The organism is Pseudoflavonifractor sp. SW1122 (assembly GCF_012027765.1).
Taxonomy (GTDB): Bacteria; Bacillota; Clostridia; order Oscillospirales; family Oscillospiraceae; genus Enterenecus; species Enterenecus faecium.
The window spans coordinates 121,280-139,883 of record NZ_SJOS01000001.1; the positions used below are offsets into that span (position 1 = coordinate 121,280).

Below are 18,604 nucleotides of genomic sequence, written 5' to 3' on the forward strand. Positions count from 1 at the left end.
GGGGCTTCCTTTATTTCAAATATTTCAAATGGTTTTTGGCCGCGGTCAAGGTGTTCAGCATGAGCATGGCCCGGGTCATGGGGCCCACGCCGCCGGGCACGGGGGTGAGATAGGATGCCTTGGGCTCCACTTCCTCCACCACCACGTCGCCGCACAGCTTTCCTTCGGCGTTACGGTTCATGGCCACGTCGATGACCACCGCTCCCTCCTTCACCATGTCCCCGGTGACCAGGCCCACCTGGCCCACGGCAGAGACCAGAATGTCCGCTGTGGCGGCGATCTCTTTCATATCCGGGGTCCGGGAGTGGCAGACGGTGACGGTGCCATGGGCGTGGAGCAGCAGCATGGCCATGGGCTTGCCCACAATGTTGGAGCGCCCCAGCACCACACACCGCTTCCCGGCGGGATCAATGTGGTACTCCTTCAGCAGCTCCATGACGCCGCCGGGGGTACAGGGTTGGAATACCGGCTGGCCGATGGTAAGCTTTCCCACGTTATAGGGGTGGAAACAGTCCACATCCTTGCCGGGATCAATGGCCAGCAACACCTCTTCCTCACAGAAGCCCCGGGGCAGAGGCAGCTGCACCAGAATACCGTCGATGTCCTCCCGGCGGTTCAGCTCGCCAATGAGCTCCAGCAGTTCCTGCTGGCTGCTGGTCTCCGGCAGGGCGTACTCCTCACTGTAATAATCGCACTCCTCGCAGTCCTTGCGCTTGCTGTTGACGTATACCCGGGAGGCAGGATTGTCCCCCACGATAATGACCGCAAGGCCCGGTCTGCGCCGCAGCTGTGCCGCTTCCTCCCTGGCCTGTTCCTTTAACTTTTTGGCCAGAGCCAGGCCATCCATCTTAATTGCCATGTTCTTCTTGCTCCTTCCCGGCCGCAGTCAGGGGCGGCGTAACACCCTTCCCCCGCTTCCATTGAATCACCATGATGACAATGGCGGCCACCGCAGAAATAATTCCCACCAGTTGAGACGTGCGCAGCCCGGTGCTAAAGAAGTACAGGCTGTCGGTGCGCATCCCTTCGATGATGGCACGGCCAACACCGTACCATGCCACATAGGACAGGAAAATCTGTCCGTCAAATTTCCGGCCCTTCCGGGCCAGCAGCACCAGGAGCACAAAGCCCAGCACATTCCACAGAGATTCATAGAGGAAGGTGGGGTGCACGCCCAGGGTGCCGTCCAAAATACTCTGATATGCCTCCTGGGACTCCAGCAGGCCCTTGTCCATCAGTTCATTGGCGATGGAGGTGGAGCACATGCGCCAAGGCAGCGTGGTCAAGCCGCCGTAGGCCTCCACATTGACAAAGTTGCCCCAGCGTCCAATGGCCTGGCCGATGAGCAGCCCGTAACAGCCCACATCTGCATAGTTCCAGAAAGACTGGTGGCGCACCTTGCAGTATACCGCTACAGTGATCACCGCTGCAATCACACCGCCGTAGATGGCCAGGCCTCCGTCCCAGATGGCAATGGCCCGCCCCCAGTCAAAGGAGCCGTCTGCGGCGCGAAACTGAGACAGATAGAAAATTACATAGTAAGCTCTGGCCCCGATGATGGCCAGGGGCACAGCGAAAAACAGCATGTCAATGAGTTTTTCACTGTCTACGCCCAAGCTGGCAGCCTTTTTCGTACAGTAAAACACCGCCAGCAGAAATCCAAAGGCAATGATGACGCCGTACCAGTAGATGTCCTTACCAAACAGGTTCAGCGCCACCCGATTGAGGGTAAATTCCAGGCCCAGGCCAGGAAACGATACCGTATTGACCACGATCAATCCCACCTTTCCTGATCGCCTGTACCCATCGGGCACACCACCGACAGGGCTACCCGCTCCGGCACACACCACTGCTCCAGCATCGCTCTGGCATCCGCCCACTCAATGCTCTGGAAACACTGGGGGAAGTTCAGATACTCCTCACCCCGGAAATAGTTCTGGGCCAACTCAATGCAGGTGTCCTCCAGGGAGTTGAGCCGCCGCACCATGCTGCCATAGGCGGCCTTTTTCAGGCGCTCCCACAGCTCCGGGTCCAGGCCCTCCCGGCACAGCCGCTGGGCCTCAGCCAGCACGGCATCCCGCACCGCCTTGGGGTCCCGGCTCTCGCCGCCTGCCATGAGGTAGGCGCATCCTGGCACCGACTCGTAGTCTCCGCCGAAGCTGCTGTTGATGAGTCCCTCCTCATACAGCTTGGTGTACAGGGGCGCAGAGGCGCCAAAGAGCACGTCGCACACCAGTTCTCCCACCAGCTGCTGGCGAAGCTCCTGCCCCTCCGGGGCGGGGGTTCCCTTCACGCCCAGCTCGAACACCGGCACAGACACTGGCATCTCTCGCTGCACGTAGGACTGGGCCACCTGGACCGGCTCCTTTTGCCCCAGGTCCGCCTGACCCACGCCACCTCCAGCGTGGGTCACAATCTCCCGGGCCAGCTCCACCACCCGCTGGGGGTCCACAGAGCCCGCCACGCACAGCACCATGTTATCCGGGCGGTAAAAGGCCTCATGACAGCGGTACAGTACCTCCGGGGTGATCTGGGCAATGGATGCCTCGCTGCCTGCCACTCGCACCCGCACCGGGTGGTTTTGATACATGGCCTCCATGAGCTGGTAGTACACTTCCACATCCGGGTCGTCCAGGCACATGCGGATTTCCTGGGCAATGATGCCCTGCTCCTTGGCCACGCTCTCCTGAGTAAAATAAGGAGTGGTGACAAAACTCAGCAGGGTGCGCAGGTTCTCCTCAAAGCCCCGGGTACACTCAAAATAGTAGCCCGTGATGGCCGCAGCGGTAAAGGCATTGTCCACTGCCCCGTTGGCAGCCATGATTTGCAGCACGTTTCCCTCTTCCGAGTCAAACATCTTGTGCTCCAGGAAGTGGGCCACTCCCGCCGGGGTGTCCACCCAGTGCCCGTCCTCGTTGTGAAAGCGAAGGTGCATGCCACCGTAACGGGTGGCAAAAAAGGCGAATTGCTTGGCGTATTCCGGCCGCACATCCACCAGAATCTCTAGCCCATTTTCCAGGCGGTGTCGATGGATATTCTCGCCCAGCAGCTGATATTCCCGCAGTTCCATGTCAGCCCTCCTCCCCCGTGAGATAATAGATCGTATCCAGCGCCAGCATTTGAGCCACCGCCACCACATCGGCATGAGTGACCTGCTCCACCTGCTGGGCCAGCTCGTCCGGGCGGGTAGGGTCTCCCCCAGACAGTGCCGTGGACACCCCATCGTCCTCCATCAGGCCCTGGCTGTCCTTGCGGCTGACCAGGGCGTTGACCACCGAGCGGATGGCAGCTTCCAGCTCCTCCTGGGTGAAGTTCCCTTGACGGATGGCATCCAGCTGGGCCAGGATGGCCTCCTTGGCCACGCCGAACTTGGCAAACTCCACCCCCGAGGACACCACCATCAGCCCCTTCACCTTATCCAGCATGGAGGAGGCGAAATAGCAAAGGCTCATCTTCTCCCGCACATTGGTAAACAGCTTGGAGTGGGCAGTTCCGCCGTACAAGGCGTTGCACACCAGCAGTGCCGCAAACTGGGGATGGTTCACCACCACCCCGCCGGTGCGGAAGCCCAAGGCCAACTTGCCCTGGGTGACGTCCATCGCATCGGTGACCTCCCGCACCTCGCCGCTCTGGGGACGGCCCACCACCTGGCACACCACCGGAGCCTGTCTGGCAGAGAGCAGCGGAGCAAAGGAGCGGGCAATGGCTTGCTCCACCCGCTCCACATCGGCAGAACCACCATAATAAAAAGTAACACGGCTGGTCCGGAGCAGAGTCCGATAATGGTCCCACAGCTCCTGAGCCGTCATGCTGCGGGCGGTCTGGGCATCCCCCAGCTTGTCCACCGCATAGGCCTCTTGGGCGCACATCTCCTGTACCAGCCGGAAGATGGACCAGCCCCGCTTGTCGTTGACCCGGGCAGCAATGCGGTCGGCCAGATTGGCCCCCTCGCTGGCCACAAAATCCTGGGAAAACACCCCGTTCTCCGTGTAAGGGTCCAGCAAAATTTCACCCACCAGGGCAAAGGCAGGCTCCAACACTGCCATACCGTCCAGGGCATAGTGATCGTCAATAAAGCTGCACTGGAATCCCACGCACTGGCTCTCTCCCCGCTGACGGACCGCAGGGCCCAGGGATGCGCCGTAGAGCTCGTCCGTAGTAGCGGACAGGCTCTCCATGTTGGGATGGTTCCGACTGCCCCGATACAGGACATCGGGAATTAAAGCGTAGGCCGTGGCGGTGTCCGCCCGCAGGGGCACCGTCAACGTCACGCTGAATACACCGGTTTTGAATTGATTGGTTCGAGTCATGACCAACTCTACCCCGTCAGCCAGGGTTTTGTGGAATCGCTCCATACCGTTCCTCCTTCAGGGAATTTCAGTACGCATATTATACATCATTTTCTCCATCTTTCCACTATAAAAACAGCCACACCCCTTTCCACACGTTTCATTGCAGCAAAATCCACAACCACACTTTTGAGGGGAGGTTATTTTTGTTGTATTTGTCCAGGTATATGGAAAGTGTTTTCCCTTGACAGCCCGAGATGGCTATGGTATAGTATCCATTGTAAAGTTCGTCTGCTTTACAACCCGCGGTCAAGGAGGTGCTCACCATGAAGAATCAGGCGTACCGCATGTCGATGCTCTATGATTTTTATGGGGATCTGCTCACCGACCGTCAGAAAGAGTTCTTCGATCTCTACTACAACGACGACCTGTCCCTGTCCGAGATCGCCGAAAACTACGGCATCTCCCGCCAGGGTGTCCGGGACGTGATTGTCCGGGCGGAGGCCGCCATGGACGAGATCGAGGAGAAAACTCACCTCATCCGCCGCTTCCACCAGAGCCAGAAAGAACTGCTGGCCATTGACGAAGCGGCTGACCGACTGCTCCAGGCTGTGCGAGCCGGGTCCTGTACCGCCTCTACGCTGGAGGAGATTGCCCTGAGTATTAAGGAACACACCGCCAAACTCAAACAGGAGTAAGCTATGGCATTTGAAAGCTTAACGGAAAAACTCTCCGCCACCTTCCGACGCCTGCGTGGCAAGGGCCGCATCAGCGAGGCGGACGTGAAGGTCGCCATGAAAGAGATCAAAATGGCTCTTTTGGAGGCGGACGTCAACTTTAAGGTGGTCAAGAACTTTGTGGCCTCTGTCACCGAGCGTGCCGTAGGCACCGATGTGCTGGAGTCCCTCACCCCCGCCCAGATGATCATCAAGATCGTCAACGAGGAGCTCACCGCTCTCATGGGCGGCGGGGACAGCAAGCTGGCCATCGCCTCTGCCCCTCCCACCGTGATCATGCTGGTGGGCTTGCAGGGTGCAGGTAAAACCACCAACGGCGCCAAACTGGCCGGATTGATGAAAAAGCAGGGCAAGCGCCCCCTGCTGGCCGCCTGTGACATCTACCGCCCCGCCGCCATCCGGCAGTTGGAAGTGGTGGGTGAGCAGCTGGACATCCCGGTCTTCCAGATGGGGCAGACCAACCCCGTTGACATTGCCAAAGCCGCCGTGGAGCATGCCAAAAAACATGGCAACGACATGGTGTTCTTGGATACCGCCGGCCGCCTGCACATTGACCAGGAGCTCATGGATGAGCTGAAGGCTGTGAAGGCTGCCGTCAACCCCACTGAGATTCTGCTGGTGGTGGACGCCATGATCGGTCAGGACGCCGTGAACGCCGCTAAGGCCTTCGACGATGCTCTGGACATTGACGGCGTCATGCTTACCAAGCTGGACGGCGACGCCCGAGGCGGCGCTGCCCTGTCCATCCGAGCCGTCACTGGCAAGCCCATCAAGTTTGCCGGTACCGGCGAGAAGCTGGACAACATCGAGGTGTTCCACCCCGACCGCATGGCCAGCCGTATTTTGGGCATGGGCGACGTGCTCTCCCTCATTGAGAAGGCCGAGCAGAGCCTGGACGCCAAAAAGGCCGCCGAGCAGATGGAGCGCCTGCGCAAAAACAAGTTCACCCTGGCTGACTTCTATGACCAGCTGGTGCAGGTGAAAAAGATGGGCTCCATGCAGGACATTGCCGCCATGCTCCCGGGCATGAACGGCAAGAAGCTGGACTTCAATGTGGACGAGGCCGGTCTGAGCAAGATCGAGGCTATCATCCAGTCCATGACCCCCTATGAGCGGGAGAATCCCTCCGTGCTCAACTCCAGCCGGAAAAAGCGCATTGCCGCCGGGTCCGGCACCCAGGTGGTGGACGTCAATCGCCTGCTCAAGCAGTTTGAGGCGATTCAGATGCTCACCCGCCAGTTCTCCAATCCCAAGAAGGCCAAAGGCCTGCTCAGCCGCATCAAAGGCATGGGATTGCCCTTTTAAGGTTGGTTTCTGTCCCCCACGGACATTGCCATATACATGCTAGAATCTATGGAGGTGAAGATACAATGGTTAAGATCAGACTGCGTCGTATGGGTGCTAAGAAGGCTCCCTTCTACCGCGTTGTGGTTGCCGATTCCCGCTATCCCCGGGATGGTCGTTTCATCGAGGAGCTGGGCACCTATGATCCCCGCCAGAATCCCGCTGCCGTCAACATCGACGTGGAGCGTGCTCAGGCTTGGATCAAGACCGGCGCTCAGCCCACCGACACCGTGCGTGACCTGCTGAAGAAGGCTGGCCTGTAAGCGCGCGATTGGAGGTCCTCATGAAGGAATTGCTCACTTATATTGCCCAAAACCTGGTGGAGCATCCGGACCAGGTTTCTGTGACCGAGCACGAGACTCCCGCAGAGACCGTTTTGGAACTGCGTGTAGCCGCTGAGGACATGGGCAAGGTGATCGGCCGTCAGGGCCGCATCGCCAAGGAGATTCGGGCGCTGATGCGCTCGGTTGCCCAGCGTCAGGGCAAAAAGGTATCCGTTGACATCATCGACTGATACAGCCGCTTAAGGCGGGGGCAAGCCCCCGCCTTTTTGATTTTGACACAAAGAGGTGAACCGATTATGATCCATCCTTATCTGGAGTGCGGCCAAATCGTCAACACCCACGGCATTCGCGGTGAGGTGAAAATCGTCCCCTGGGCGGACAGCGCCGATTTTCTCTGCCAGTTCTCCACCCTGTATATCGACGGCAAGCCGGTGAAGGTTTTGAATGCCCGGGTCCACAAAAACAGCGTCATCGCTCAGCTGGAGGGTGTGTCCGACGTAAACACCGCCATGCTGTTGAAAAACAAGGTGGTGTACATCCGTCGAGAGGACGCCAACCTGCCCGAGGGCACCTTCTTCCTGGCTGACATCATCGGCCTGGACGTGGTGGACGAGAACGGTGTGAAGCTGGGCACTCTAAAAGACATTCTCTCCCCCTCCCGCCAGCAGGTGTATGTGGTGGAAGGAGAGCGTCAAATTCTCATCCCCGCCGTGCCGGAGTTCATTCTGGAGACCAATGTGGACGGAGGTTATATCAAGGTTCGCCTCATTGAGGGGATGTGAGAGGCATGTATCACATTGATATTATGACCCTGTTCCCTGACACCGTGGGGGACGTGCTCAGCGAGTCCATTTTGGGCCGTGCCCAGGAACGGGACTACATCCGCATCCTCACCCATCAAATTCGAGACTACACCAAAAACAAACAAAAACAGGTGGATGACTACCCCTATGGCGGCGGCCAGGGGGCCATTCTTCAGGCAGATCCTCTCTACCAGTGCTGGGACCACATTCGCCAGGAGCGCCAGTGCCGCCCCCACACCATCTACCTCTCCCCCTGCGGCAAGACCTTCACCCAGGAGGACGCCCGCCGTCTGGCCCGGGAGTATGACCATCTGATTCTGGTGTGCGGCCACTACGAGGGCATAGATCAGCGGTTCATTGACGGGTATGTGGACGAGGAGATCTCCCTGGGGGACTTTGTTCTCACCGGCGGAGAGATCGCCGCCATGGCGGTGGCAGACGCTGTGTGCCGCCTCATCCCCGGCGTTCTCTCCCACGACGCCTGTTTTGAGGACGAAAGCCACTGGAACGGCATGCTGGAATACCCCCAGTACTCCCGCCCCGCCCAGTGGCACGGCATGGAGGTACCCAAGGTGCTCACCTGCGGAGACCACAAGAAGGTGGAGCGTTGGCGGCGCAAGCAATCCATTCTCCGCACCCGGGACCGCCGCCCCGACCTGTACGCCCAGCTGGACCTGTCCTCCAAGGAGGACCAGAAGTTGCTGGCAGAAATCCGGGCGGAGGAGCTGCTCCGCCCCCTCCCCCATCCCGTCTATACCGTCCCGGCCACACCGGAGCTGTGGGCCTCCATTCCCTGGCCCCACACCGACGCTATGCCCCCTCACAGCTACTTGCTATGTCACGGGCCGGAGCCTGCGGCCTGCTTCTCCCTCGAACCCCTGGAGGCTGAGGATGATTTGGGTATTCAGGACGGCAAGTGGTCTGCCCCGGAGCGCAGCATGCTCCTCACCCTCCACGGCCAAGACCCCGCCCTCCTCCACACCGACCTGGTGGACAAATTACTGGACCGGGCGGAGGAGCTGGCCAGACAGGCGGGCAGCCCCTGGTTGCGCATGGCCGTGAGCAAGAAGGACAAGGAGCTTCTGGCCCACATGAAGGCCGTGAATTTTCAGTATCGTGGAAACCTGGAGTACCAAGGCGCACGCCGGGTGGCCTACGAGCTGCGTCTGAAATAACAAAGGGAGGTACCTGCCATGATTTTGGGCATTGATGCCGGAACCAGCGCCGTGAAGCTGGCGGTGCTGGACGGAGACCGCATCTGTACCACCTACTATCAATCCAACTGCGACACCAGCGCCCACACCCTCCAGCAGGCCCTGGAGCGCTCTGGGATCCGTTCCCTTCCCATCACCCATGTGGCCGTCACCGGGCTCAACGGCTCCCGCTGTGGAGCGGACGCTTTGGGTCTGTCCCTGTGCACCGTGTCCGAGCTGGATGCCATCGGCTGCGGCGGCTGCTTTCTGTCCGGAAAGGACGATGCCCTAGTGGTAAACATGGGCACGGGCACCACCTTTGTCCTAGCCCGCAACGGCGCTTACACCCACCTGGGCGGCACAGGCATTGGGGGCGGCACCCTCATGGGCCTGGGGCGAGGTCTCCTGGGAGTCCACACCCCGGATGAACTGTTTCAGCTGGCCGATGAAGGCGATTTGGGGCAGGTGGATCTGCGCATTGGAGATCTGTTCGAGGGCTCGGAGACCCTAGACCCCAGCCTCACCTCCTCCAATCTGGCCAAGGCCTCCCCCGACTCCACCCGGGCGGACTGGTCCGCCGGGCTGTTAAACCTGGTTTTGGAGTGCACCGGCACTATGGCCATGCTGGCCTGCGGGGCCCACCAGGTGTCTGATGTGGTGCTGCTGGGGGCTCTGACCCGGCTGCCCCAGGCCAAGGCCCGCTTCCAGGTCTTCACCCAATTCTACGCCCCCAACTATGTCATCGCGCCCCATGCCGATTGCGCCACCGCCATCGGCACAGCCCTGTTGGCAAAGGAGAACACATCATGGATTTAACCAATCTTTCTGATATTAAGGCCCTGCTGGCCCGCCATGGATTTCACTTTTCCAAGTCCATGGGCCAGAACTTTCTCATTGAGGACTGGGTGCCCCGGGACATCGCCCACAGCGCCCAGCTGGATGAGAGCTGCGGCGTGCTGGAGATCGGCCCCGGCATCGGTCCCCTCACCGTGCAGCTGGCCCAACAGGCGGGCAAAGTGGTATCTGTGGAGCTGGATCGCTCCCTGCTCCCCATTTTGGAGGAGACCGTGGGCAGCTATGACAACGTGGAGATCGTCCCCGGCGACGTGATGAAGCTGAACATCCCCCAACTGGTAGAGGAGAAGTTCCAGGGGCTCACCCCCATGGCCTGCGCCAATCTGCCCTACAACATCACCACCCCCGTCATCACCCTGCTGCTGGAGAGCGGCTGTTTCCGCCGGGTCACGGTGATGATTCAGCGGGAGGTGGCCCGCCGCATCTGCGCCCAGCCCGGCACCTCCGACTTCGGGGCCTTCTCCCTGTTCTGCCAGTACCACGCCGTGTGCGAGTACCTCTTCGAGGTGCCCGCCCAGTGCTTCCTCCCCGCCCCCAAGGTGACTTCTGCGGTGATCGGCATGACTCTAAGGGACACTCCCCCGGTGGACTGTCCCCCCAAGCAGCTATTCTCCGTCATCCGGGCCGCCTTCGCCCAGCGGAGAAAGACCCTTCTCAACGCCCTGTCCTCTGCCTACGGCAGCCAGCTGTCCAAAGAGCAGCTGCGAGACGTGTTGACCGAGTGCGGATTTGCAGAGACGGTCCGCGGCGAGCAGCTGGGCCTGGAGGAGTTCTCCCGTCTGGCCCACACCCTATACTCTCATATGTAACACGCAGCCCTTCCCGGCCTTTTCCCGGGAAGGGCTGTCACTTTGCCCTTTGGGGCATACACTGGGATGAAGGAGGTAACATCATGCCTATCATTTATCTATCTCCCTCCACCCAGGAGAATAACTTATACGTCAACGGCGGCAGCGAAGAGGAGTGGATGAACCGCCTTGCCGATGCCATGATTCCATACCTGGAGGCCACCGGGATTCGATACAGCCGAAACACCCCGGATATGACGGCTGCGTCCTCCATCCGGGCCTCCAACGCAGGAAACTACGACCTGCACCTGGCGCTGCACTCCAACGCCTCTCCAGAGGGAGAATATGGCCAGAACCGAGGTGTCCTGGTGTTCCACTACCCGGGCAGCGTCCAGGGTACCAAAGCCGCCACCATTATGGCCGACCATCTGCGGGAGATCTACCCCTTACCGGACAAAGTGCGGGTGGAGCCCACTCGAACCATCGGAGAGGTGCGGCTCACCCGGGCCCCCTCCGTCTTTTTGGAGCTGGGCTACCATGACAACCTGGATGACGCCGTGTGGGTACAGACCAATCTGGACCTCATCGCCCGGACCATCGTCCAGGCCCTGGCGGAATACTTCCAAATTCCCTTCCTGGCACCTAACGCCCCTCGTCAGGGGGTGGTGGACGTGAGTTGGGGGCACCTGAACATCCGTTCCCGCCCCTCCCTGTCCGCCCCCGTCATTGCCAAGGCCTATGACGGGGCCATCTTGACCATCCTCAACCAGTGGCAGGACTGGTACCTGGTCTCCTTTGACGGGACAGAAGGATATGCAAGCGCAGATTTCATCACCTTGGTTTGAGCCCCTCGCCCCTGAGGTTTGCATCCCGCCCGAACACGTCTGGATACAGCTGGACCACTCTGACCACGCCATGCCCGCCTGGTTTCTCCTGCAAACCCTGGCATCCCAGCCCCATAATTCCATACCCAAATTACCCCAGGATCGGGTGTGAGGGCTTATTCACAATTTCTTCAAAAAAACTTCAAAGAATATCCACTCACACAATCTGGGATGTGGTATCCTAACAGTGTCAGAAATGACAACTCCTCCCTCTCTCTTTTGAAAACCATGCCTCCTCCCTCTCGCCCACGATGGAGGAGGCAACTTTTTTGTTTTTCACGACACCGGAAAATCATCTCTGGGAATTTTGAAAAATAGGGTTGACAAATGTCCATCCCCGTGGTAAGATAATCAAGCTTTTGAGCCTCGCCTCTGCCACGAAGGCACGACAGGAATGCTGGTGTAGCTCAGTTGGTAGAGCAGCTGATTCGTAATCAGCAGGTCGCGTGTTCAAGTCACGTCACCAGCTCCAAAAGCTTTTCATATGCGGCTGTAGCTCAGCTGGATAGAGTGTTTGGCTACGAACCAAAAGGTCGGGGGTTCGAATCCCTCCAGCCGTACCAAGAATCTCGAATGCGCTTGCATTCGAGATTCTTGTTTTTTTCATCCCATCAGAAGGTGAAGGTGGATCATATGAATCACGAAATGGGGCTGTACCCCGAAAATTTTGAAACCGTCAAATCCGGGCAAAAGCGTCGGGAGTACCGTTTATATGATGAGAAGCGGCAAAACATCCGCCCCGGAGACACCATCACATTTTATAACACGGAGTCCAACAAACGGGTCACCGTACTGGTGGAAAGCCTGCACATTTATGGAGACTTCAAAACCTGCTATCAGGATTTCTGGGAAGAGGATTTTGCAGACCAAGGAATTACGGTGGAACAACTGGTTCAAGACACCTATCGGGGCTGGTGGTCCAAGGAGAAGGAAGAAACATACGGCTGTGTGGTAATCAAGTTCAAGCCACTGTAAGTTCTCGAAGCTCAATGGCAAGCTCTTTGCAAAGGCATCTGTTTTTTCAGATGCCTTTTTTGTCGTTTTCGCACCCCATCTTGGCAGTCCCGCCCTGTTCCATCCCGTGTTTCACTTCACTTTTTTGGGGTTGATGGAATACTTTTTTGCAATTACGAATTGCATCTTGCTGCTATTTCGTGTATAATAGGCCGAATATATAAGTAGAAGTAACATGAGGAGTGAGAAATTTGAAATTACTGGTGAAAGGTGGACATGTGGTTGACCCCTCCACCGGCCTGAATCAAATCTGTGATATATTGATTGACAACGGACGGATTTCCGCTGTGGGCGAATCCCTGACCACCCCCGAGGAGCACTGCTCCACGCTGGACGCCAGCGGTCTGGTGGTTGCCCCCGGTCTGGTGGACCTCCACGTCCACCTGCGAGAGCCCGGCCAGGAAGATAAAGAGACCATTGCCACCGGGTGCGCTGCCGCCGCCCGTGGCGGCGTGACCACCCTGGTGGCCATGCCCAACACCCGCCCTGCTACCGACTGCCCGGAAGTGGTGGCCCTGGTGAAGGAGAAGGCCGCCCACACGGGTATCCACGTCTATCCCGCTGGCGCTGTCACCCAGGGCCAGAAGGGCGAAGCTCTCACCGACTTCCAGGCCCTTTGGAAAGCGGGCGTCCCCGCCTTCACCGACGACGGCGTACCCGTCCAGAACCTGGCCCTGCTGCGCCAGGCCATGCAGCAGGCCCGCACCTTGGGTCTGCCCATTTTGGACCACTGCGAAGATAAGAACATGGTGCGCAACTACGCCGTCAACGAGGGTGAAGTCTCCCGCCAGCTGGGCCTCCCCGGCCGTCCCGCCATCGCCGAGGAATTACAGGTGATGCGGGATGTGATGCTGGCCAAAGAAACCGGAGCCCGGGTGCACATCTGCCACATCTCCACTGCTGGCACCGTGAACATCATCCGCCGGGCCAAGGCGGAGGGTGTGGCCGTCACCTGTGAGACCTGCCCCCAGTACTTCATTCTCACTGAGGAAGAGGTGCTGCGCCAGGGCACCATGGCCCGGGTCAATCCCCCGCTGAGAACGGCAGCGGATCGTGCCGCCATTCTGGAGGGTCTGAAGGACGGCACCATTGACGCCATTGTCACCGACCACGCCCCCCACTGCGCCTGGGAAAAGGCCCAGCCCCTGGAGAAAGCCCCCAGCGGCATGGTGGGTCTGGAGACCTCTCTGGGCCTCGCCCTCACCTACCTCTATCACGCCGGCCACATGTCCCTGATGAAGGTGATTGACCGCATGAGCACCACCCCCGCCTCCCTGCTCCGGCTGCCCGGCGGCACCCTCCAGGAGGGCCGTCCTGCGGATCTTGTGCTCTTCGACCCCGACCAGGTCTGGACGGTGAACCGGGACATCTTCGCATCCAAGGGCCGCAACACCCCCTTCCACGGTTTCCAGCTGAAAGGCAAAGTGAAATATACCATTTCGATGGGTCAGATCATTTATCAGGAGGATGAAAGAGATGTCATTTGATGTTTTGCAGGAAAAGATCCGTGAGAAAGCCAACCCCACCGTGGCCGGTCTGGACGCCCGCGTGGAGTACATTCCCCCTCACATTCTGAAAAAGCACACCGACCGTCTGGGCGAGACCCTGGAAGCCGCCGCCGAGGCAGTGGCCGAGTTCGACTGCGGTCTCATTGACGCCCTCTGTGACGTGGTCCCCGCCGTCAAGCCCCAGGCCGCCTATTTCGAGATGCTGGGCTGGCGTGGCATGAAGGTGATGGAGGATGTGATGGCCTACGCCAAGAGCAAGGGCCTGTATGTCATCGCCGACATTAAGCGGGGCGACATCGGCACCACCGCCACCGCCTACGCTGAGGGCTGGCTGGGTACCACCCAGGTGGGCAGCGCCAACCTCTCCGCCTTCGACGCCGACTGTGTAACCCTCAACGGCTACATGGGCTCTGACGCCATCAAGCCTTTCCTCAAGGAGTGTGTGGCCCGCAACAAGTCCGCCTTCGTGCTGGCCAAGACCTCCAATCCCTCCTCTGTGGAGCTCCAGGACATGGTGGCCGGTGACCGTGTGGTGTACACCGTCATGGGCGACCTTATCGAGCGCTGGGGCAAGGACACCGAGGGTGCCTGCGGCTATCAGGCTCTGGGCGCTGTGGTGGGCGCCACTCACCCCTCCGTGCTCAAGGAACTGCGCCGCCGTCTGCCCAAGACCTTCTTCCTGGTCCCCGGCTACGGCGCTCAGGGCGGCACTGCCGAGGACGTGCGCAACGCCTTTGACGAGCTGGGCCGCGGCGCCATCATCAACGCCTCCCGCTCCATCATGTGCGCCTGGAAAAAGACCGACAACAACGGTCTGGACTACCAGGAGGCCGCCCGTGCCGCCGCTGAGAAGATGCGGGATGAGCTGAAGGAATACATCACCGTGCGCTAAGCCAAGAGAGGGAGAGAGATATGACTGTAGAACAACGCTGCACCATCGTGGAGGCCGTACACCTCCCCTCCGGTGGTGTGTCCATGACCTTCCAGAGCCACGGCATGGCCGCCCAGATCACCCGCCCCGGACAGTTTGTCCACGTGCGCTGTGGGGAAGGCCTGCTGCTGCGCCGCCCCATCTCCATTTGCAGCTGGTCTGTGGAAGGAGACCTTATCCGCATGGTCTTTGAGGCCCGGGGTGAGGGCACCCGCTGGCTGGCTCAGCGCCAGGTGGGCGAAGAGCTGGATGTGCTGGGCCCCCTGGGCCACGGCTTCCAGATGGAGCCCCAGGGCCGCTACCTGCTGGTGGGCGGCGGCATCGGCGTGCCCCCCATGCTGGGCTGCGCCAAGCACGCCGGAGTGAACAACACCGCCATTCTGGGCTTCCGCTCTCAGGGCAACGCCATGCTGGTGGAGGAGTTTGCCACCTGCTGCGGCCAGGTGCGCGTGGCCACCGACGACGGCTCCATGGGCCACCACGGTTTTGTGGACGCCCTGGTGCGGGAGGAGCTGGAGCGCAACTCCGACTACACCGCCGTACTGGCCTGCGGCCCCAAGCCCATGCTCCGCTCGGTAGCCAAGGTGGCTGAGGCCATGGGCGTGCCCTGCCAGGTCTCCATGGAGGAGCGTATGGGCTGCGGCGTGGGTGCCTGCCTGGTGTGCGCCTGCAAGAGCGCCGATGGGCACCAGAAGCACGTGTGTAAAGACGGACCTGTATTTGACTCCAAGGAGGTGTCCTGGGATGACTGAACCCTGCATGAAGGTCAATTTGGCCGGTGTGGAACTGAAAAGCCCCGTGGTGGTGGCCTCCGGTACCTTCGGCTTCGGCCGGGAGTACGGCCAGTTCTACGATTTGTCCGAGCTGGGTGGCATCTGCGTCAAGGGCCTCACCGCCCAGCGCCGGGAGGGCAATCCCGCCCCCCGCATTGCAGAGACTCCCATGGGCATCCTCAACTCCGTGGGCCTGCAAAACCCCGGTGTGGACGCCTTTATTGCCGAAGAGCTGCCTTTCCTGCGTCAGTATGACGTGAAGGTCATCGCCAACATCTCCGGCAATACCCCCGAGGAGTACGGCGAGATGTGCGAGAAGCTGTCTGCCGCTGGCGTAGATATGATCGAGGTGAACATCTCCTGCCCCAACGTCAAGGCGGGCGGACTGGCCTACGGCACCAAGCCCGAGCTGGCCGCTGAGGTCACCCACATGGCCAAGTCCCACTCCACCGTCCCCGTGATGGTGAAGCTTTCCCCCAATGTCACCGACATCACCGAGATCGCCCGGGCCGTGGCAGACGCTGGGGCCGACGCCCTCTCCCTGATCAACACCCTGCGTGGCATGCGCATTGACATCAACACCCGCCGCCCCATTCTGAAAATGAACACCGGTGGTCTGTCCGGCCCCGCCGTGCTCCCCGTGGCCGTGCGCATGGTCTGGGAAGTGGCCCAGGCTGTGAATCTGCCCATTCTGGGCATGGGCGGCGTGTCCAAGGCCGACGATGCCGCCCAGCTGATGCTGGCCGGCGCCTCCGCTGTGGCGGTGGGCACCGCCTGCTTTGCTGACCCCTACACCCCTGTGAAGGTGCGGGACGGTCTGAAGGAGCTGGCCCAGGCGCAAGGCCTGGAGTCCATCGCCCAACTCACTGGCGGCGTGCGCCCCTGGTAATTTCCTGACGAGAGAAGAGAGAACAACCAACATGACCACAATTTATCTCATCCGTCATGCCCAGGCGGAGGGCAATCTGTACCGTCGTTGTCACGGCTGGTACGATGGCCTGCTCACTCCCCTGGGCTACCGTCAGGTTCAGGCCCTCGCCAAGCGTTTTGAAAACGTCCACGTGGACGCCGTCTACTCCAGCGACCTGACCCGCACCATGGAGACCTCCAAGGCCATCTGTCTGTCCCGGGGCTTGCCGCTGTGTGTGGACGCGGACCTGCGGGAAGTGGGGGCAGGCTGCTGGGAAGACCACAGCTGGGGCGAGATTCTCCACGCCGAGCCGGAGAGCCTCCGCCAGTTCCTCCTCTGCGATCCCCAGTGGCACGTGGATGGCAGCGAGACCTTCCCCGGCGTCCGGGAGCGCATGATGTGTGCCATCACCAGCATTGCCGCCTCCCACCCCGATCAGACGGTGGCGGTATTCTCCCACGGCAGCGCCATCCGGGCCGGAATCTCCGGCTGGCTGGGCGTGCCCGTAGAGGAGATGGGCTACATGCCTCTGGGTGACAACACCTGTGTGGCCAAGCTCCAGTTCCAGAACGACCAGGTGAACATCTGCTACTACAACGACAACAGCCACCTGGGTGATCTGGCCAACCGCATCCACCCCAAGGACAACTCTGGGTCCGACATGCTGGATGCCATGCGGCACAACAGTCTGCGATTCCGCCCCTTGCAGCTGCCCGAAGAGGAGGCCCTGTATCAGCAGGCTCGGGAAGAGGCCTGGATGACCAGCCACGGCACCATGGACCACTTTAACGGCGCCGCCTTCCTGGACGTGATGAAGAAAAATTCCGAGTACGCCCCGGAGAGTGTTCTGGTGGCTCTGCTGGGCGACGAGCCCGCCGGGATTCTGCAAATGGACTGGCAACAACAGGCAGAGGAGGGCGTGGGCCGCATTCCCTTCTTCTGTATGCTCCCCCCCTACCGTTCCAAGGGCCTGGGGGTACAGATGTTGGGCCAGGCCATCTCCTGCTACCGAAAGTTGGGCCGCAAGCGTCTTCTACTCCGCTGCGCGCCGGAGAACCAGCGGGCCAAGTCCTTCTATCTCCGCCATGACTTCCATAAGATTGGCGAAGAGCCCGGAGGCACCGGCGTGCTGGACACCATGGAAAAGTACATCAGCTATCAATAAGACAGAAAGCAGCTGCCAAGGCAAACCCCCTGGCAGCTGCTTGTTTTATTTCATGGACTCGCTGGCCTCGTCTTTCATGCGGTTCATCTCATCTTGGGCCTTGTCGGCGGCATCGTCAATGCCCCGTTTCACGTCATCCACGCCCTGCTCCACGTCGTCTTTCACGTCGTCTACCCCGTTCTCCACGTCCTGCTTGATGTCGTCCAGGCCGTCCTCCACCCGCTCATCCGGGTCCGGGGTGGAATCCGGTGTGCCGTCGTTGTTTTCATCGTTGGTTCCTCCGGCTCCGCCCCCCTGATCTGCGTCGTTGGGCACCTGGGTGGCAGGCACCGCCTCAGGCGTGGTTTTCACCGGATCGTTGGACGAACATCCGGCAAACACAAACGTGGCCATTACCGCCAACAAGAAAACAGATAGTCTGCGTTTCATATCCTCACACTCCTTTTCGTGATACTAGAAGTATGGGATAAAAATTGAAAAATAATTAAGAAATTTTTTCTTGCTTCCCAGCTATCTGTGTAGTATCATGAGGAAAAGCTCATCCTATGAGCGTCACTTAAAGGAGGTAACAATATGGAACTCAAGGGAAGCAAGACCGAGGCCAATCTGTGGGCAGCATTTGCCGGTGAGAGCCAGGCACGCAACAAATACACCTACTTCGCCAGCAAGGCTAAGAAGGAGGGTTATGAGCAGATCTCCGCTCTGTTTACCGAGACTGCCAACAACGAGAAGGAGCACGCCAAGATCTGGTTCAAGGAGCTGGGCGGCATTGGTAACACCCGGGAAAACCTGAAGGCTGCCGCCGAGGGTGAGAACTACGAGTGGGTGACCATGTACAAGGAGATGGCCGAGACCGCCCGTGAGGAGGGCTTCGACCGCATCGCCGCTCTGTTCGAAGGGGTCGCCGTCATCGAGAAGGAGCACGAGGAGCGCTACCTGAAGCTGCTGGCCAACCTGGAGAACGACATGGTCTTCTCCGCCGGTGAGCAGACCGTGTGGATCTGCCGCAACTGCGGCCACGTCCACGTGGGCAACGATGCTCCCCAGGTCTGCCCCGTGTGCGCTCATCCCCAGGCCTACTTTGAGCGCCGCTGCATGAACTACTAATTGATCCGTCAATTGCAAA

The 18,604-nt window shown here is 59.9% G+C and carries 21 protein-coding genes and 2 tRNA genes; 18 read left to right on the top strand and 5 right to left on the bottom strand.

Annotated features, from left to right (window positions below):
* Nucleotides 1–10: 10 nt before the first annotated feature.
* The 4 genes from folD to E0L15_RS00600 are packed head-to-tail and all read right to left on the bottom strand — an operon-like array spanning nucleotide 11 to nucleotide 4,355.
* The gene (folD, locus tag E0L15_RS00585; RefSeq protein WP_168124166.1) at nucleotides 11–859 is read right to left on the bottom strand and encodes a bifunctional methylenetetrahydrofolate dehydrogenase/methenyltetrahydrofolate cyclohydrolase FolD; all 849 of its coding nucleotides are present in this window, start codon (nucleotides 857–859) and stop codon (nucleotides 11–13) included.
* Entirely contained in the window at nucleotides 849–1,772 is a 924-nt protein-coding gene (gene lgt / locus E0L15_RS00590) for a prolipoprotein diacylglyceryl transferase (protein WP_168124187.1), read from the bottom strand. Before lgt ends, folD begins: the two co-directional genes overlap by 11 nt.
* Nucleotides 1,773–1,774: 2 nt before the next feature.
* Nucleotides 1,775–3,070 carry a pitrilysin family protein gene (locus E0L15_RS00595; protein ID WP_168124167.1) on the bottom strand — a complete coding sequence of 432 codons (1,296 nt, stop codon included), beginning with the start codon at nucleotides 3,068–3,070 and terminating at the stop codon, nucleotides 1,775–1,777.
* A 1-nt stretch (nucleotide 3,071) separates the two neighbouring features.
* A complete protein-coding gene (locus E0L15_RS00600) occupies nucleotides 3,072–4,355 on the bottom strand; it encodes a pitrilysin family protein (RefSeq protein ID WP_168124168.1) in 1,284 nt (427 codons plus the stop codon).
* Nucleotides 4,356–4,615: 260 nt separating this feature from the next.
* Between E0L15_RS00600 and ylxM the strand changes: the two genes are divergently transcribed.
* From ylxM to E0L15_RS00685, 17 genes are all read left to right on the top strand, one after another.
* Nucleotides 4,616–4,987: a YlxM family DNA-binding protein gene (ylxM, locus tag E0L15_RS00605; protein ID WP_087229773.1), complete on the top strand. Its 372-nt coding sequence runs from the start codon at nucleotides 4,616–4,618 to the stop codon at nucleotides 4,985–4,987.
* 3 nt (nucleotides 4,988–4,990) lie between these two features.
* Complete coding sequence (ffh, locus tag E0L15_RS00610; RefSeq protein WP_087229770.1) at nucleotides 4,991–6,331, top strand: signal recognition particle protein; 1,341 nt, start codon at nucleotides 4,991–4,993, stop codon at nucleotides 6,329–6,331.
* Nucleotides 6,332–6,396: 65 nt separating this feature from the next.
* Nucleotides 6,397–6,633 carry a 30S ribosomal protein S16 gene (gene rpsP / locus E0L15_RS00615; protein WP_087229767.1) on the top strand — a complete coding sequence of 79 codons (237 nt, stop codon included), beginning with the start codon at nucleotides 6,397–6,399 and terminating at the stop codon, nucleotides 6,631–6,633.
* Nucleotides 6,634–6,653: 20 nt separating this feature from the next.
* Nucleotides 6,654–6,884, top strand: coding sequence for a KH domain-containing protein (locus tag E0L15_RS00620; protein ID WP_162607922.1), 231 nt, complete (start codon nucleotides 6,654–6,656; stop codon nucleotides 6,882–6,884).
* 66 nt (nucleotides 6,885–6,950) lie between these two features.
* A complete protein-coding gene (gene rimM, locus E0L15_RS00625; RefSeq protein ID WP_168124169.1) occupies nucleotides 6,951–7,436 on the top strand; it encodes a ribosome maturation factor RimM in 486 nt (161 codons plus the stop codon).
* Between the two features lie 5 nt (nucleotides 7,437–7,441).
* Nucleotides 7,442–8,632, top strand: a complete 1,191-nt coding sequence (trmD, locus tag E0L15_RS12605) for a tRNA (guanosine(37)-N1)-methyltransferase TrmD (protein WP_168124170.1) — start codon at nucleotides 7,442–7,444, stop codon at nucleotides 8,630–8,632.
* A gap of 18 nt (nucleotides 8,633–8,650) precedes the next feature.
* A complete protein-coding gene (locus E0L15_RS00635) occupies nucleotides 8,651–9,466 on the top strand; it encodes a pantothenate kinase (RefSeq protein WP_168124171.1) in 816 nt (271 codons plus the stop codon).
* Nucleotides 9,457–10,314, top strand: coding sequence for a 16S rRNA (adenine(1518)-N(6)/adenine(1519)-N(6))-dimethyltransferase RsmA (gene rsmA, locus E0L15_RS00640; protein WP_168124172.1), 858 nt, complete (start codon nucleotides 9,457–9,459; stop codon nucleotides 10,312–10,314). Before E0L15_RS00635 ends, rsmA begins: the two co-directional genes overlap by 10 nt.
* A gap of 83 nt (nucleotides 10,315–10,397) precedes the next feature.
* Nucleotides 10,398–11,138, top strand: coding sequence for an SH3 domain-containing protein (locus E0L15_RS00645; protein ID WP_087229749.1), 741 nt, complete (start codon nucleotides 10,398–10,400; stop codon nucleotides 11,136–11,138).
* 435 nt (nucleotides 11,139–11,573) lie between these two features.
* Nucleotides 11,574–11,649, top strand: a tRNA-Thr gene (locus tag E0L15_RS00650).
* A gap of 14 nt (nucleotides 11,650–11,663) precedes the next feature.
* Nucleotides 11,664–11,740, top strand: a tRNA-Arg gene (locus E0L15_RS00655).
* A 70-nt stretch (nucleotides 11,741–11,810) separates the two neighbouring features.
* Nucleotides 11,811–12,152 carry an ASCH domain-containing protein gene (locus E0L15_RS00660; protein ID WP_206020497.1) on the top strand — a complete coding sequence of 114 codons (342 nt, stop codon included), beginning with the start codon at nucleotides 11,811–11,813 and terminating at the stop codon, nucleotides 12,150–12,152.
* A 230-nt stretch (nucleotides 12,153–12,382) separates the two neighbouring features.
* Nucleotides 12,383–13,678, top strand: coding sequence for a dihydroorotase (locus tag E0L15_RS00665; RefSeq protein WP_168124174.1), 1,296 nt, complete (start codon nucleotides 12,383–12,385; stop codon nucleotides 13,676–13,678).
* Nucleotides 13,668–14,591, top strand: a complete 924-nt coding sequence (gene pyrF / locus E0L15_RS00670; RefSeq protein ID WP_087229740.1) for an orotidine-5'-phosphate decarboxylase — start codon at nucleotides 13,668–13,670, stop codon at nucleotides 14,589–14,591. Before E0L15_RS00665 ends, pyrF begins: the two co-directional genes overlap by 11 nt.
* Before the next feature lie 20 nt (nucleotides 14,592–14,611).
* Nucleotides 14,612–15,382, top strand: coding sequence for a dihydroorotate dehydrogenase electron transfer subunit (locus E0L15_RS00675; RefSeq protein ID WP_087229736.1), 771 nt, complete (start codon nucleotides 14,612–14,614; stop codon nucleotides 15,380–15,382).
* The gene (locus E0L15_RS00680; RefSeq protein ID WP_168124175.1) at nucleotides 15,375–16,292 is read left to right on the top strand and encodes a dihydroorotate dehydrogenase; all 918 of its coding nucleotides are present in this window, start codon (nucleotides 15,375–15,377) and stop codon (nucleotides 16,290–16,292) included. The genes E0L15_RS00675 and E0L15_RS00680 overlap by 8 nt, the downstream gene beginning before the upstream one ends.
* Nucleotides 16,293–16,323: 31 nt before the next feature.
* A complete protein-coding gene (locus tag E0L15_RS00685) occupies nucleotides 16,324–17,478 on the top strand; it encodes a bifunctional histidine phosphatase family protein/GNAT family N-acetyltransferase (RefSeq protein ID WP_087389903.1) in 1,155 nt (384 codons plus the stop codon).
* Nucleotides 17,479–17,523: 45 nt separating this feature from the next.
* Here the strand turns inward: E0L15_RS00685 and E0L15_RS00690 are convergent, their stop codons facing one another.
* Nucleotides 17,524–17,907, bottom strand: a complete 384-nt coding sequence (locus E0L15_RS00690; protein WP_143482143.1) for a hypothetical protein — start codon at nucleotides 17,905–17,907, stop codon at nucleotides 17,524–17,526.
* A gap of 144 nt (nucleotides 17,908–18,051) precedes the next feature.
* Here E0L15_RS00690 and rbr point away from each other — a divergent pair, with 144 nt between their 5' ends.
* Entirely contained in the window at nucleotides 18,052–18,585 is a 534-nt protein-coding gene (gene rbr / locus E0L15_RS00695; protein WP_087229723.1) for a rubrerythrin, read from the top strand.
* Nucleotides 18,586–18,604 lie beyond the last annotated feature (19 nt).